Below are 14,438 nucleotides of genomic sequence, written 5' to 3'. Positions count from 1 at the left end.
CTCCCTCCCCGTCCCAGGAGCTCCCCGTGCCCTCGTACCCCGCAATCGAGTCGCTGCTCGAGGCGACCCCCGCGGAGGACGTCCGGGCGCTGTTCGACCCGCTGAAGGACGGCCTGGCCGCCCTCAAGGGGCCCAAGGTGGACGCGGGCAAGAAGGCCCAGGCCGCGCTGACCCACGCCGAGCAGCTGCTGGAATTGTTGGTGGATACCCGCGAGCGGCTGATCGCCGAGGCGAAGGGTTCCAAGGGTCGGAAATGACGGGGTTTTCCCGTTGAGTCGCGGTTTTTCGCCACGGACAGGCAACTGGCGGAGGGCTGGGCCGATAATCAGGGAAAGAGCACTGGATCATCCGGGAGCTCTGTCTACTTCTCGCAGCGCCTGGAGGATGAAATGGCGAAGATCGACAACATGATGGGTCCCGGCGTCCGGCTCTCGACCAACGTCACGACGGCGCGCCAGACCCCGAACACGGGCTTCGGCGCTCGGCTTCAGAACGGCCTGAACAGCGCGGCGGGCGCGGTGGGCACGGGCGTCGGCGCGGTGGCCGGCATGATTCCGGGCGGTCAGATTGTGTCCGCGGCGGTCTCCTCGGTTCACACCCTGTCCAACAACGCGGGCTCTGGCAGCGCGCCCTACGCGGGCGTGATGAGCACCGCGGTCGGCATGGGCGGCGGCACGGTGGCCCCGTCGATGGGTGGCGGCGTCGCGGCCGGCATCAGCGGCGTGGCGGGTGGCGTCGGTGGTGGTGTCGCGGGTCCGGGCACGGGCGCGCTGGGCACCAGCACGTCGGACACTGTCGGCGGCAACTTCTCGCTGAACCAGATGGCGGCGGAGAACTCCAAGCTGCTGAACCTGCAGGCGGCCATCCAGCAGGAGTCGCAGACCTTCACGGCTATTTCCAACGTGATGAAGTCGCGGCACGATTGCATCAAGAACTCCATCAGCAACGTCCGCTAAGCCCTCGGGGCGTGGCGGGCGCGAGCCCGGAGGGGAGGGGAGCGGCGCCGCTTCCCTCCAACCCGGGCCAGGAAAGGAAGAGCGAAGTCCATGGCGGAGAGCGTCTCGGAGATCTCGAACAGCCTGGTCCCCTTGGGGCGCCAGCAGGCCATGGTGTTGCTGGAGGCCGGCTATCTGTGGCTGGACATGGGGCAGTTCGACAAGGCGAAGGAGATCTTCTCCGGCGCCGCGGCGCTGATGCCCAGGAGCGAGGTTCCGCAGCTGGGGCTGGGCGCGGTGGAGTTCGCGCAGGGCCGTCACGACAAGGCGCTGCAGGCCTACCGCTCCGCGCAGCGACTGGCGCCGCAGGCGTCCCTGCCGCGCGCGCATGTGGGAGAGGCGCTCCTGTTCCTCGGCAAGGTGCCGGAGGCGCTCAAGGAGCTGAAGGCCGCCATCGACCTGGAGCCCGAAGGTGACGGGGCCCGTCTTGCGCAGGCGCTCCTCCAGGCGAAGGAAGCGGGAGTCCTGCCTCCCGCGAAGAAGTAGAGGCAGAAGGGGAGCTTCGCCCATGGCTGTCGGTGGCGTTGGACGCGGTGGTGGGAAGGGGCGCGCCGGCGGCGCGAAGGGGGCGTCGTCCGCGGCGCCCACGGGTGGCACGGCCTTTGGCGCCCGGGTGGACAAGGCGGAGTCTCTCGTCGGCGTTTCGGGTCTGGTAGGCTCCAGCAACGTCCAGGGCCCCCAGGCCGCGGATCCGGTCGCCGCGCAGGCGATGGCCATCGCCCGCGGATTGAAGAACGGGGGCTTCAAGAGCAAGGAAGAGGCGACCCGGGCGTTGGTCGCCGAAGTCCTGAAGGAGAAGCTGCGCATGAAGTCCTCCTCCCTCACCACGAAGATCGCGGACGCACTGCAGGATGACCCGAGGCTGAACCAGGTACTCGAGCGGCTGTGGTCCAAGGCCGAGTGAGCAGCGCTTGCCACTGGGCGAAGACAGGAAGGCCATTCTCACCAAGTACGGCCCCTACGTTCGGTCGCTCGCGGCGACCGTGCGCAAGCAGTTCAACGCCCAGCTGGAGCTGGATGAGCTGGTGGCGTACGGACAGATTGGACTGCTGGAGGCCGCTGAACGATTCGACCCGAAGGTGGGAGCCAACTTCCTCACCTTTGCCCACTACCGCATCAAGGGCGCCATCTTCGACGGCTTGAGGAAGATGGGGGTGTTGAGGGGTTCTGACGCCCGCAACGCGTATGTGGGCGAGCGGGCGGCGGCGTATCTCGGCAATTTGTCGGACCGGGAGTCGGGCTCAAGCAACCGGGGCAGCTCATTCGACGATGATGTCAGTGACATCTCGGATGCGGTGCAGGGTCTGGCGATGGTGTTCGCCTCCAGTCTGGAGGGGGCCGACAACGGCGGGTACACCGACGAGTCGCTGCCGGTGGATGTCCGGCTGGAGCAGGAGCAGCTGAAGACGCGGGTGCGGGCGGCGATAGAGAAGCTCCCGGAGAAGGAGCGCAAGCTTCTTCAGGGGTACTACTTCCAGGGCAGGACGCTGGAAGAGGCGGGGTCGGAAATCGGGCAGTCGAAGAGCTGGGCGTCGCGGCTTCATGCGCGCGCCATCGACCGCCTCAAGGAACTCTTGAACGAGGAGGAGGAACTTCCCCCTACCTCGACGGATGCAAGGAGGCTGTCACATGGCGGGTCCGATGGCGGGCATCTCCGCGGCGCAGGTGGCGCAGCAAAAGCTGCAGGATCAGGGCGTCCAGCAGACGAACAAGGCGGGAGCGTCGAAGTTCGACGGAGTTCTCGCTGACAAGGCGCAGGGCGCCGGCCAGGTGGACGCGGCCCAGGGCGTGAACAAGGCCCAGGCGGCGCAGGCGACCCAGAAGACGGACGCCGTCCGCCAGGTGGAGACCGTCAACAAGACGGAGAAGGCGGCCCTGAACAAGGTCAGCGCCACCGCCACCCAGCCGGTCTCCGCGAAGGCCGCGGAGCCTGTCGCCGCCAAGACGGAGACGGGCAAGACGGGCAAGGCCTCCGACATGATGTCGCAGGTGATTGGCGACCTGGAGAAGGGCCAGGGCAACCTGGAGAAGATCATCTCCCAGGCCTCCAGCGGCAAGCAGTTCTCCAACGCCGAGCTGCTGTCGCTCCAGGCGTCCATGTACCAGTACACCCAGCAGTTGGACCTGACGAGCAAGGTGGTCGAGAAGGCCACCACCGGCCTCAAGGACGTCGTCAAGACGCAGGTCTGATTCAGTCCACCGTCCTCGGTGGCGCTTGGATGAAGGGCGGCCTCTCCGAGTTGGAGGGGGCGCCCTTCCGCGTTTTCCGAGGCCCTAGTAAGCTCAATGTGCCCATGATTCGCCGACCGCAAGCGTTCGCCGCCCCGCTCCTCGCCCTCGTGCTCGTGACGGGATGTCACATCGAGCTGCAACATGAGCTGAGTGAAGCGGACGCCAACGAAATCTACGTCCTGCTCAGCAAGAACGGCATCAACGCGAAGAAGGAGAAGGAGGAAGGCGGCAACGAGGTGCGGTTCATGATCACCGTGCCCAAGACGGACGCCGCGGAGGCAGCGGAGTTGCTCAAGCTCAACTCGCTGCCCAGACCCGTGGAGAAGGGGCTGTCGCACTTCGCCAAGGGAAGCATGGTGCCCACCGCCACGGAGGAGCGCGCCATGCTCCTCAAGGCCATGGCGGGCGAGGTCTCCAACGCGCTCAATCAGATTGACGGCGTGTTGGAAGCACGCGCCATCGTCAGCGTGCCGGAGAACAACGACCTGACGCAGCCGGAGAACAAGCCGCTGCCGTCCGCGTCGGTGTTCATCAAGTACCGCATCGTCGAGGGCGGCAAGGCGCCCATCGAGGTCGCGGCCGTGAAGGCCTTCGTGGCCACGGCCGTGCCGGAGATGCGGCCGGAGGCGGTGACGGTGCTGATGACCGCGGCGCAGGGCCCCAAGGCGGAGAAGACGGACGAGAACCGGCAGCAGGACGTGCTGGGTCTGCGGATGACGGCCTCCAGCGCCAGCCAGTTCAAGGTCATGCTGGGGGGCGCCTTCCTGCTCATCGTGGTGATGATGGGCGTGACGGGGTGGTCGTTCATGCGCTCCCCCGGCGGCGCGCCCGCGGCGCGTGGCACCCGTCCTCGCGTTCGTCCGCCCGAGGCCTGACGCCTTCCGCGCCCCTCCCGGTGGGGCGCCTTCTTTCTCCCAGCGGGCGTCCGTGGAAGCCCGCGAGGTGACGTTTGGACTCGTTCTTCACCTCGCTCAACAAGCGCCAGAGCATGTTGCTCCTGACCGCCGTCACCTTCGGCGGCCAGGAGAGCTTGGGGGCGATGGAGCACCTCCCGACGGAGGAAGGTGAGCTGCTGCGCCACCGCGCGCAGGAAATCCTGCAGATCCCCCGCGACAAGCGCATCCCCGCGCTGGTGCAGGAGATCAAGCGGCTGGTGAAGGACCGGCGCGGCCAGTTGTGGAGCGCGGAGCCGGAGCGCCTGGCCGCGCTGCTGCAGCGCGAGCGCGGTGCGCTGATGGAGATGGTGCTGCGCGCGCTGCCCTCCGCGATGGCGGAAGCGGTGCGGGTCCACCTGCCGCCGTCTCGCGTGAAGCTGACCCGCGAGGTCCGGCCTCAAGTATTGGACATCGTCCGGTGGAAGCTGGAGGAGGCGCTGGCTCGGGAGTCGAGCGCCTCGCAGTCCGCGGGCTTCAAGTTCTCCGACGTGCTCATGCTCCAGCAGCGAGAGCTGCTCACGGTGAGCGACAGGCTGGGCGCGCGCGTGCTCGGCCCGGCCCTGGCGGGTCTTCCCGACGCGGAGCGGGAGATGCTGCTGGAGGCCCTGCCTCCGGACCTGAAGCTCCTGGCCGGCAAGTCCGTGGCGGCCAATGCGCCGCGCAAGCTTCCCGAGGAGGACGCGCGCGCGCAGCTGGAGCTGCATGACGGACTGAAGAACCCGGCGGGCTCCATCCGCAGCGCGGGAGTCCAGCGGCTGGCGCGCGCGTGCGTGGCCCAGTCCCCTGAGTTCGCCGCGCGCATGCTGGAGAAGTACCGGGGTGAGTTCGGCAGCCTGGTGGCGAAGTGGGTGCGCGAGGAGCGCATCCGTCCCACCGCGCGCGGAGACGGTGGCCGCACCGACATCGTCATGGACCTGGAGCGGCTCGCCACCCGGGGCCTCATCGAGCGGCCCGTGCGTCTGGCGACGCCTCCGCCGCCGCGTCAGTCCGCCGTGCTTCCGCCGCCTCCTGGCGCACGCAAGGCCGCGGCCGCCGCGGCTTCCTCCGTCGCGCGTGAAGCTCCCGCTGGAGGGACCCGTGAGCCCGGCGCCGCACCTCGAGAAGGAACAGGCGTGGCCCGTGAGCCGGCGAAGGCAGCCGCCGCCGCGCCTCGAGAGGGGACGGGCGTGGCCCGCGAGCCGGCGAAGGCCGCCGCCGCTCCTCGAGAGGGGACAGGCGTGGCCCGTGAGCCCGCGAAGGCACCAGCCGCCGCGCCTCGAGAGGGGACGGGCGTGGCCCGCGAGCCGGCGAAGGCAGCCACCGCCACGCGCCGGCCTCCAGGGGCCGAGCCCGCGGCGCGGCGTGACTTCATGGCCGAACGGGCCGCGAGGAGCGCGGGCGCCATGTCCAGTCGCGAGCCGTCGCGCGTCGCGCGTCCCAAGGATGGTGCCTCGGACGGCTCCGCGGTTCATCGCATCCCTCCTCGCCGTGAGCCCACGTCCGCTGCGCCGGCCCCGGGTGCTCCGCGTCGCGAAGGCACCTCGGCGGGTGCTCGCCGAGAGCCTCCTGGCGCGCCCGTCGCTCGTCGCGAGCCAGGTGGCCCCGAATCCCGCCCCGGGCGACCGGACCCGGAGGGGGCCCGCATCGGTCCTCCTCCCTCGCGTCTGGGCCTGGGGGGACCTCGGCCCCGGCCCGCGCCTCCCGCGGGTGAGCCAGAGGCGCCTCCGGCTCGGGAGCGCTCGCGCGTGGGCCCCGCGGCGGAGGGTTCCCGCGTGCAGCGCCCGCCCGAAGAGCTGTCTCGCTCCTCTCGCGTGCAGCCCCGTCCCGACGCCGCCCCCCTGCCCCGCGAGGACCCGGAGGGCTCTCGGGTGTTCCGCTCGCGCTCCTCGGTCAGCGTCAAGGCGGTGCGCCCGGACCCGGCCCGGGAGGGCTCGAGCCCGCAGGAGAGGCCCCCTCGGGTGCTGGCCGGGCGAGCGGCTCCCGCTCCGGGCGCGCCCCCAGGGGTTCGGGAGGGCACGTCGGTGCAGCGCCGACCCCGTGGGGCGTCCGACACGGACGGCCCGGTGCCTCCTGGCTCCGGTGGGCGTGGACCGCGCGGCGGAACGCGCTAGCATCCGGCCCGCAAGGAGCGGCGCATGGCGATCGGCAAGGTGATCAAGGGTGACGGGACGGCGGAGCCGTCTCTCGTGTCGGAGCGGCCGGTGTTGCGGCCTCCGCGCGCGGGGGTGATGAACGCCGAGGTCTTCGAGGCCCGCCAGGGAGCCCAGGGCATCATCGAGGAGGCCCACCGCGAGAAGGAGCGCATCCTCGCGGAGGCCCAGCGCGAGCGCGAGGAGCTGCTCGTGAAGACGCGGGAGCAGGGGCGCCAGGAAGGGCTGGCCCAGGCCACGGAAATCATCCTCCGCGCGAAGATGCAGGCCGGGGAGCTGCTGGGCACGTACGAGAGGGACATCATCGCCCTGGGCCTGCGCGTGGGTGAGAAGATCATCGGCCGGAGCCTGGAGAAGGACCCGGACCTGATGCTGGAGCTGTGCGCGTCCGCCATCGACAACCTGCGCAGCGCCCGCGCCATGACCCTGCGCGTGCACCCGAAGACCGCCGCCGTGCTGCGCGCCAAGAAGCCCATTTTGATGGAGCTCATCGGCCGCGCGGTGGACCTGGCCATCAAGGAGGACCCGGAGGTCGCTCCGGTGGGTTGCATCGTCCAGACGGAGTTCGGCACGGTGGATGCGCAGCTGCCCACGCAGCTGGAGATGCTCCAGAACGTGCTGCTGCCAGACCAGAACGGCCCGAAGGAAGGCCCGGCCTAGCCGGGACGGAACGTCCATGGCCATCGACCTTTCGCGCTATTTCGACCTCATCCAGGACGCCCAGACGGTGCGCGTCCGGGGCCGCGTCACCGAGCTGACGGGCCTCATCATCAAGGCGAGCGTCCCCAACGTCCGCGTGGGCGAGCTGGTGCTCATCAAGAGCCGCGGCCGCGGCCCCGTGAAGGCGGAGGTGGTGGGCTTCCAGGGCGACGAGGTGATGCTCATGCCCCTGGGCGAGCTGTACGGCATCGGCCCGGACAGCGAGGTCATCCCCACCGGAAAGCCCCTGAGCATCAAGTGCGGCGAGGCGCTCCTGGGGCGCGTGCTCAACGGCATCGGCGAGCCCATGGACGGCAGCGAACTGCCGGAAGAGGGCCTTATCGACTGGTCCGTGGACCGCAACTGCCCGGACCCGTTCACCCGTCAGCGAATCGAACGGCCCCTGCCCCTGGGCGTGCGCTGCATCGACGGGCTGCTCACCGTGGGCGAGGGTCAGCGCGTGGGCCTCTTCGCCGGCTCCGGCGTCGGCAAGTCCACGCTGATGGGACAGATAGCGCGCAATACCCAGGCCGACCTCTGCGTCGTCGCCCTCATCGGCGAGCGTGGTCGCGAAGTCCGCGAGTTCATCGAGGACGCCATGGGCGAGGAGGGCATGAAGCGCTCCGTTCTGGTGTGCGCCACTTCTGACCAGCCCAGCCTCGTGCGTCTGCGCGCCGCCTACGTCGCCACCGCCATCGCCGAGTACTTCCGGGAGCGCGGCGGCAATGTGCTCTTCATGCTCGACACGGTGACGCGTCTGGCGCGTGCCCAGCGTGAGATTGGCCTCGCCGTGGGTGAGCCCCCGGCCCGCCAGGGCTATCCGCCGAGCGTGTTCTCCATGCTGCCGCGCATCCTGGAGCGCACGGGCAACTCGGAGAAGGGCAAGTGCACCGCCATCTACACCTGCCTCGTGGCCGGCGGTGACATGGAGGAGCCCATCGCGGACGAGGTCCGCGGTATTCTCGACGGCCACTTCATCCTCAACCGCGCGCTGGGCGAGCGAAACCAGTGGCCCGCAATGGACGTGCTGGCGAGCCTCAGCCGTGTGATGAGCGGCATCGTCTCCAAGGAGCACAAGAAGGCGGCGGGCAAGCTGCGCGAGACGCTGGCCACGTACGAGAAGCAGCGCGACCTCATCCTGCTGGGCGCCTACCAGTACGGGACGGACCCCCGCACGGACTACGCCATCGACAAGTACGACGCCATCATCGACTTCCTCAAGCAGGACACCCACTCCAACTCCGGCTTCGAGGAGACGGTGGAGCAGTTGATCGCCCTCTTCGAGGAGTGAGGGACAGGGGTGCACCCCGGTAAATCCGGGGTAGGATGGGGTCACCATGCCCCCGTACCGGTTGCAAACCCTGCTGGACATGCGGACCCGGGCCAAGGAGGAAGCCGAACAGGCCTTCTCCGACGCCATCAAGGCCCTCGAGCGGGAAAAGGTGGAGCTCCAGCGGCTGATTGACGAGCTGGAGCGCCGCAAGCGCGAGCGCAAGGAGAAGGTGGCCGCCTACCTCAAGGAGGTCATGGCCAAGGGCGCCGGCATCAACGGCATGAACATGATGGGCCGCTTCGAGGAGCGCCTGAAGGACGAAGAGGCGCAGGTGGCGCTGGAAGTGGAGCGTCAGCGGGAAGCGGTGAAGGTGGCCGAGCGACTCGTCGAGCAGCGGCGGCGGGAGATGGCCGAGGCGGCCAAGGAGCTCAAGGCCATCGAGAAGCACAAGGAGACCTGGCAGAAGCAGGTGAAGCACGAGCGCCAGCAGCGCGAGGAGTTGAGCCAGGAGGAGATTGGCAACGCCTTGTTCCTGGCTCGGCAGCGCAAGTAACCTGCCGCCACCCCTTCCCTCGGGAACGATGTCATGAGCCGAGTCGACGACGACCGTGAAACAGCGCGCCTGGCCGAGCGCATCATGCAGGAAAAGAAGCTCGCCGAGGGCCAGGCGAAGAAGCGGACGGAGGGGGCCAGCGCCTTCCAGAAGCTGATGCAGCCCCAGGCCCAGCCGCAGGCGACGGCCCCTGCTCCCGCGCCCACGCCGCAGACGCCGGGTGCCTTCGCCAGGCAGATCCTGGCCAAGGCGACGCAGGAGGGGAAGACCTTCGGGGAGCAGGCCCAGCAGATGCAACTGGGTGGCAACCCGGCGGGTCTGGCGCAGACGCAGCGCCGGGCGGACAGCGGGGCGACGGAGGCTCGTTCCGGCTCGCGCGCCGCGGATTCCAAGGAGGACAAGCGCACCTCCGAGGGGCGCGACAAGGACATGAGCAAGGCCGAGTCCGCGCTGGGACAGGTCAGCTCGGAGAAGGGCGCGCTCATCCGGGCGGATGCCGACGCGGGCGGCGGCAAGGGCAGCGGGGGCGGCGGCAAGGACAAGAAGGAAGGCGGCGGCGCGGAGATGGCGCCGGGGTTCCGGTTCAACCCCGCGCTGATGGCGCCGGTGCCGGTGGCCAAGCCCAAGGACACCGCGGGCTCCGAGCGGCTGCGCGCCATGGCCAGCGAGATTGCCCAGAAGATCGTGGACCGCGTGCGTGTGGGCACCAACGCCGCGGGCCTCGCGGAGTTCCAGATTGATTTGCGCGGCGACGTGCTCAGCGGCCTGTCCATCAAGGTCAGCGCGCGCAACGGGAAGATCTCCGCGACCTTCAGTGGCACCAACCGTGACGTGCTGAAGATGCTCGAGGAGCACAGCGAGGGGCTTCGCACCGCGCTGGGCGGCCGTGGCCTGAAGCTCGAGACGGTGCGCTTCGAGGCGAAGACATGAGCGTGGAGCCGGAGGACGAAGGTCCCGGCGTGCATGAGCGGACGATGCTGGTGGACCTCCGCCAGCTCAAGCCGGTGCGTCCGCCGGAGAAGACCGAGCGTCCGGAGAAGGTCGAGCGAAGCGAGCGTCCGGAGAAGGTCGACCGGGGCAGCTGGCGACCCTTCCAGTTCAAGGGCCTGGAGAAGGTGTCCAGGGCGCAGGGGCTCCTGGCGGAGCGGCTGCGCTGGCTGACGCCGAACGATGGGACCCTCGGGGCGGTGTCCGCGCGGCTCAAGGGCTTGTTCGACGCGGAGGTGCGTCTGTCCCTGGAGTCCGTGCAGGTGCGGCCCATGGCGGAGCTGCGCAGGTTCCTCGGCGACCCGACGTTCCTCGCGGTGCTGGCACCGGGGGCGTTGCAGGGCAGGGCGGTGCTGGAGGTGGAGCTGTCACTGGCCCACACGGCGGTGGACCTGCTGCTGGGTGGCGCGGGCGAGACGGTGGGCCTGCGGCCGCTGACGGACATCGAGGAAGGGGTGATGGGCTACGTCATCCTGGAAGCGCTGCGGGTGCTGGTGCCCGCGCTGCAGGCCGGGGTGCCTCGCCCGAGGCTGGACGGCGTCGCGCGTGGCGTGGACGAGGTGTCCGCGCGCCTGGGCGACGACGGGCCGATGCTGGCGGTGCATCTGAATGCCACGCTGGGGCCGCACAGCGGCATGGTGCGGCTGGTGGTGCCCTCGGCGGTGTTGGAGGCGGCGGAGCCCGCGGTGGAGAGCGCCCAGCGGCGCGCTCGGGCGAAGGCGGACCTGGCGGTGCATGCGCACCGGCTGTCCGCGGTGCGAAGCTGGCTGCGGGCGGAGATTGGCACCGCGGAGCTGACGTCCAATGACCTGGCGAGCCTGCGGGTCAAGGACGTCGTCCTGGTGGACGTGCTGTCGGCGCGGCCGGACCGGGGCGAGCCTGGAACGGCGCAGCTGCGCGTGGGCGCGGGGCGCTCGGGGCACGCGGAGGCCCAGGTATTCGTCGAGGACGGGCGCTACAAGGCCCGCATCACCGGCATCATCCCCGGGGAGTCGGGGAACCCGCGCTCGGCCACCGAGGAGGGTGGGGGGCGGGAGCAGGAAGAGGACTTCACCAACCCGGAGCTGGACGTTCCTCCGGAGCTCGAAGGGGCGCCCTTGGACGACGTGAACAAGCCGGACGGAAGCGACCTGCTCGGCGACGTACCGCTGCAGATCGCCGTGGAGCTGGCGCGCATCCCCGTCACCGCGGAGCAGGTGGTGGGCATGCGGGCCGGTCAGGTCATCGAGCTGAGCCGGGGGCCCGGCGAGCCAGTGGAGCTTTCCATCAACGGCAAAGTGGTGGCCCGAGGCGAGCTGGTGGAGATGGAAGGCCAGCTCGGCGTGCGCGTCACCACCCTGGCGAGCTGAGGACTTCATCCGCGACGGAAGCAAGCGGGCGGGAGCGGGCTGCCGGACGGGGGCCCGTGGCGGTCCTCCGGCCTTTGAACTAGCCTCGCCCCCATCCATGGCAGTCCTCCGCACCCCCCTCATGCGCCTGTCCCTGGGCGCCGCGCTGCTGCTCGCGCCCTCCACCGTGCTGGCCCAGGCGCCCTCCGCGCCCGCGCCGAGCGCCACGGCTTCGCCCGTTGCCGCCGTTCCGGCTTCGTCGCCCGAGGCCCAGAAGTCGGCCCCGCCGAGCGCCACGGCGCCCGCCGTCGTTCCGGCTTCGTCGCCCGAGGCCAAGAAGTTGGCCCCCAGTGCGACGGCGCCCGCCTCGGCGGACAATGTCCGGGTTGCGGCGCCGCCCTCCGCGCCGAGCACTCCAGTGGCCCCCGCCCAGAAAGCGGCGGTGGTGCCAGGCTCCACGGCATCAACCGTCCCTCCCGCCCCGGCGGAGGGTTCTACCGAGGCTTCCTCTTCAGCAGTGGCGGGTGTGGTGCCCGAGTCCGCGCCCGCGCCAGAGGCATCCGCCGCATCGCGTCAGAAGACTCCGGGCGCGGAGCCACGCTGGGAGGACCCCGCGCTTGAGGGCGCGGCGGCGACGGAGGCGGAGGCCGAGCCGGAGAGCATGGGGTGGATGCTCATCCGCACGCTGCTCGTGCTGGGCGCGGTGGTGGCGTCCATCTACCTCACGCTGAACGTGGGGTTGCGCCGGCTGATGGGCCTCCAGGCGGCCGCGCCGGGAAAACAGACCGTCGTCACCGTGGTGGAGCGCCTGACGCTGGACCCCAAGCGCGCGCTCTTCGTGGTGAAGGCCGCGGACGAATACCTGCTGGTGGGCGGCGGCGAGGCGGGCCTGCAGCTGCTGTCGAAGCTGGATTCGGAGGCAGTGGAGCGCATCCGCGCGCAGCGCCCGCAGACGAACGTGGTTCCCCAGAGCCCTTTCCTTCAGAAGCTCCTTTCCCGCCGCTCCGGGGGCTCGTCGTCCCAGCCCCCCGGCGCCTGATGGCACCCGTCCCGTGAACGCCCAGACTCCTGCCCGCTCCTTGCTCCCGCGCGTCTCGCCCTGGCTCTTCGCGGCCGCGGTGTCGCTGCATCCCTTCATCGCCCTCGCGCAGAAGAAGCGCCCCGGCTCCATCCCCGACTCCGTGGCCAACGAGGCGGTGAGCGCCGACACCTTCACGTCGCGTCCGCTCATCCTCATCCTCGCACTCGCGGCCATGGGCCTGGTTCCCTTCGCGCTGATGATGGTGACGAGCTTCGTGAAGATCTCCGTGGTGCTCTCCATCGTCCGCTCGGCGCTCGGCACCCAGCAGATTCCGCCCACCCAGGTCATCACCGGGCTGGCCGTCATCCTCACCGTCTACATCATGGCGCCCGTGGGCATGACGATGTACCGGGCCTCGGAGCTCAACGTCTGGGACTCCTCGGGGGCTGGCGCGTTCTCCTCGGCGAAGGTGGGCACCCTCCTGGATGGCGCTGACCGCGCCAAGGAGCCACTGCGCGACTGGCTGATGAAGAAAGTCACGCTGAAGGACCGCTCGCTCTTCTACAACCTGGCCAAGAAGATGCGCCAGGGCGAGGACCGGGACTCGGTGGACAGCAAGGACTTCATGGTCATCGTCCCGGCCTTCGTGGTGTCGGAGCTGAAGGAGGCCTTCCAGATTGGCTTCCTGCTCTTCGTCCCCTTCATCGTCATTGACATGGTGGTGGCCAACATCCTGCTCGCGCTGGGCATGCACATGCTGTCTCCCACCACCATCTCCATGCCCTTCAAGCTGCTCCTGTTCGTCCTCGTGGACGGCTGGTACCTCATCGCCAAGGGCCTGGTCGTCGGCTACTTGTAGGAAGAAGGCATCCCATGAACCAGCTCACGGCCATCACCCAGGAGGCACTGTTCCTGGTGCTCGTGGTGTCGGCCCCGCCGGTGTTGATGAGCCTCATCGTCGGCTTCATGATCTCGCTGTTCCAGGCCACCACCCAGATTCAGGAGCAGACGCTCACCTTCGCGCCCAAGGTCATCATCGTCTTCGGCGTGCTGGCCATGACGGGGCCGTGGATTGGAAGCCAGCTGGTGCGCTTCACCTTTCACGTCTTCGACCGGTTCCCCGCCCTCATCAAATGAACGCCGCGGACCTCGTGTCCGAGCTGGCTGCTCGGACCAACTTCTCCGCCGCCATCTTCACGGTCGCCCTGCTGATGTGCCGGGTGATGCCGGTGCTCATCTTCAGCCCGTTCCTCGGCGGTGAAGTGGTGCCCACGGAGATGAAGATGGGCATCGGGCTGACGCTGGCCATCGTGCTCTATCCCTCCATCGCGCACACCGTGACGACGGTTCCCCTGACGGCGCTGCCCTACATCGCGCTGATGGCCAAGGAGGTCTTCATCGGGTTCTGCATGGCGTTCATCGTCAGCAGCGTCTTCGAGGCGGCGCGCATCGCCGGCACCCTCACGGACACCATGGCGGGCAGCAACAATGCCCAGCTCTACGTGCCGCAGCTCGGCCAGCAGGTCTCGCTCTTCTCCAACCTCAAGGTGCAGCTCGCCGTGGTGTTGTTCCTCACCCTGGACGGGCACCACCTGGTCATCAGTGCCCTGGCGGAGAGCCTCGCCGTGGTGCCGCTGGATGGCTTCCCACGCTTCAGCCAGGGCTCGTGGACCTTCTTCGACCTGCTGGCGCGGGTCTTCGCGGACATGCTGAGGGTGAGCCTGGCCCTGTCCGCTCCCGCGATGCTCGCCACCTTCCTCACGGACGTGGCGCTGGGCGCCATCAACCGCGTTGCGCCGCAAATCCAGGTGTTCTTCATCTCCATGGCCATCAAGCCGCTCGTCGGTGTGCTCATCGCCTTCCTGGTGATGGGGGCGCTGCTGGCGCGCATTCAGGGCGAGCTGGCCCACATGCTGCGGGTGCTCACTGACGCCCTGCGGCTGCTGGCCTGAGCCTCTTCCCCGGGAACGCGCGCCCATGTCCGACGAGGGTGGAGACAAGACAGAAGAACCGTCGCAGAAGAAGCTCGACGACTCTCGCAAGAAGGGTCAGGTCTGGAAGAGCAAGGACCTGAGCGGCGTGGCGGTGCTCGTCGTGGGCCTGGGCGCCGTGAAGGCGACCTGGGACAATGTGGAGCATGAGATATCGAGCCTCTTCCTCTTCAGCTTCGACCAGCTGGCCAAGGGCGATGACCTGGGGGACGCCACCTGGCAGTTGATGTACCTGGGGCTGCGCGCGATGTTGCTCGTGACGCTGCCGGTGCTCGCGGGCGGGGCACTGGTGGGC

At 69.3% G+C, this 14,438-nt stretch carries 18 protein-coding genes; all 18 read left to right on the top strand.

What is annotated here, in order from left to right; all coding sequences use genetic code 11:
- On the top strand, window positions 1-257 hold a 257-nt coding region (locus HR086_RS36210; RefSeq protein WP_174467897.1), incomplete at its 5' end, for a hypothetical protein.
- A 132-nt stretch (window positions 258-389) separates the two neighbouring features.
- Entirely contained in the window at window positions 390-956 is a 567-nt protein-coding gene (locus tag HR086_RS36205) for a hypothetical protein (RefSeq protein WP_141649236.1), read from the top strand.
- A gap of 90 nt (window positions 957-1,046) precedes the next feature.
- Complete coding sequence (locus tag HR086_RS36200) at window positions 1,047-1,481, top strand: tetratricopeptide repeat protein (RefSeq protein WP_141649237.1); 435 nt, start codon at window positions 1,047-1,049, stop codon at window positions 1,479-1,481.
- Between the two features lie 22 nt (window positions 1,482-1,503).
- Window positions 1,504-1,899, top strand: a complete 396-nt coding sequence (locus HR086_RS36195; protein ID WP_141649238.1) for a hypothetical protein — start codon at window positions 1,504-1,506, stop codon at window positions 1,897-1,899.
- 7 nt (window positions 1,900-1,906) lie between these two features.
- A complete protein-coding gene (locus tag HR086_RS36190; RefSeq protein ID WP_141649239.1) occupies window positions 1,907-2,743 on the top strand; it encodes a sigma-70 family RNA polymerase sigma factor in 837 nt (278 codons plus the stop codon).
- Window positions 2,625-3,185: an ATP-dependent helicase HrpB gene (locus HR086_RS36185; RefSeq protein ID WP_246137878.1), complete on the top strand. Its 561-nt coding sequence runs from the start codon at window positions 2,625-2,627 to the stop codon at window positions 3,183-3,185. The genes HR086_RS36190 and HR086_RS36185 overlap by 119 nt, the downstream gene beginning before the upstream one ends.
- 104 nt (window positions 3,186-3,289) lie before the next feature.
- Window positions 3,290-4,102, top strand: a complete 813-nt coding sequence (locus tag HR086_RS36180; RefSeq protein WP_174457193.1) for a type III secretion protein — start codon at window positions 3,290-3,292, stop codon at window positions 4,100-4,102.
- Between the two features lie 74 nt (window positions 4,103-4,176).
- Window positions 4,177-6,252: a hypothetical protein gene (locus HR086_RS36175; RefSeq protein WP_174457192.1), complete on the top strand. Its 2,076-nt coding sequence runs from the start codon at window positions 4,177-4,179 to the stop codon at window positions 6,250-6,252.
- A gap of 24 nt (window positions 6,253-6,276) precedes the next feature.
- Window positions 6,277-6,951, top strand: coding sequence for a FliH/SctL family protein (locus HR086_RS36170; protein ID WP_141647476.1), 675 nt, complete (start codon window positions 6,277-6,279; stop codon window positions 6,949-6,951).
- Between the two features lie 16 nt (window positions 6,952-6,967).
- Window positions 6,968-8,281, top strand: a complete 1,314-nt coding sequence (gene sctN, locus HR086_RS36165; protein ID WP_174457191.1) for a type III secretion system ATPase SctN — start codon at window positions 6,968-6,970, stop codon at window positions 8,279-8,281.
- A gap of 46 nt (window positions 8,282-8,327) precedes the next feature.
- Window positions 8,328-8,816 carry a flagellar assembly protein FliH gene (locus HR086_RS36160; protein ID WP_141647478.1) on the top strand — a complete coding sequence of 163 codons (489 nt, stop codon included), beginning with the start codon at window positions 8,328-8,330 and terminating at the stop codon, window positions 8,814-8,816.
- 33 nt (window positions 8,817-8,849) lie between these two features.
- Complete coding sequence (locus HR086_RS36155; protein ID WP_174457190.1) at window positions 8,850-9,746, top strand: flagellar hook-length control protein FliK; 897 nt, start codon at window positions 8,850-8,852, stop codon at window positions 9,744-9,746.
- Window positions 9,743-11,152, top strand: a complete 1,410-nt coding sequence (gene sctQ / locus HR086_RS36150; protein WP_174457189.1) for a type III secretion system cytoplasmic ring protein SctQ — start codon at window positions 9,743-9,745, stop codon at window positions 11,150-11,152. Before HR086_RS36155 ends, sctQ begins: the two co-directional genes overlap by 4 nt.
- Window positions 11,153-11,273: 121 nt before the next feature.
- Window positions 11,274-12,170, top strand: a complete 897-nt coding sequence (locus HR086_RS48885; RefSeq protein WP_254626600.1) for a flagellar biosynthetic protein FliO — start codon at window positions 11,274-11,276, stop codon at window positions 12,168-12,170.
- Window positions 12,171-12,183: 13 nt separating this feature from the next.
- The gene (sctR, locus tag HR086_RS36140; RefSeq protein ID WP_174457188.1) at window positions 12,184-13,011 is read left to right on the top strand and encodes a type III secretion system export apparatus subunit SctR; all 828 of its coding nucleotides are present in this window, start codon (window positions 12,184-12,186) and stop codon (window positions 13,009-13,011) included.
- A gap of 14 nt (window positions 13,012-13,025) precedes the next feature.
- A complete protein-coding gene (gene fliQ, locus HR086_RS36135; protein WP_174457187.1) occupies window positions 13,026-13,289 on the top strand; it encodes a flagellar biosynthesis protein FliQ in 264 nt (87 codons plus the stop codon).
- Window positions 13,286-14,104 (top strand): flagellar biosynthetic protein FliR, encoded by an 819-nt coding sequence (locus HR086_RS36130; protein WP_174457186.1) that lies wholly within the window; start codon window positions 13,286-13,288, stop codon window positions 14,102-14,104. The genes fliQ and HR086_RS36130 overlap by 4 nt, the downstream gene beginning before the upstream one ends.
- 25 nt (window positions 14,105-14,129) lie before the next feature.
- The coding region (locus HR086_RS36125; RefSeq protein WP_174467896.1) for an EscU/YscU/HrcU family type III secretion system export apparatus switch protein at window positions 14,130-14,438 on the top strand (309 nt) is incomplete at its 3' end.

The sequence above is a fragment of the Myxococcus sp. CA039A genome, from assembly GCF_013336645.1.
GTDB lineage: Bacteria > Myxococcota > Myxococcia > Myxococcales > Myxococcaceae > Myxococcus > Myxococcus llanfairpwllgwyngyllgogerychwyrndrobwllllantysiliogogogochensis.
This window is presented reverse-complemented; position numbering and strand designations above follow the sequence as displayed.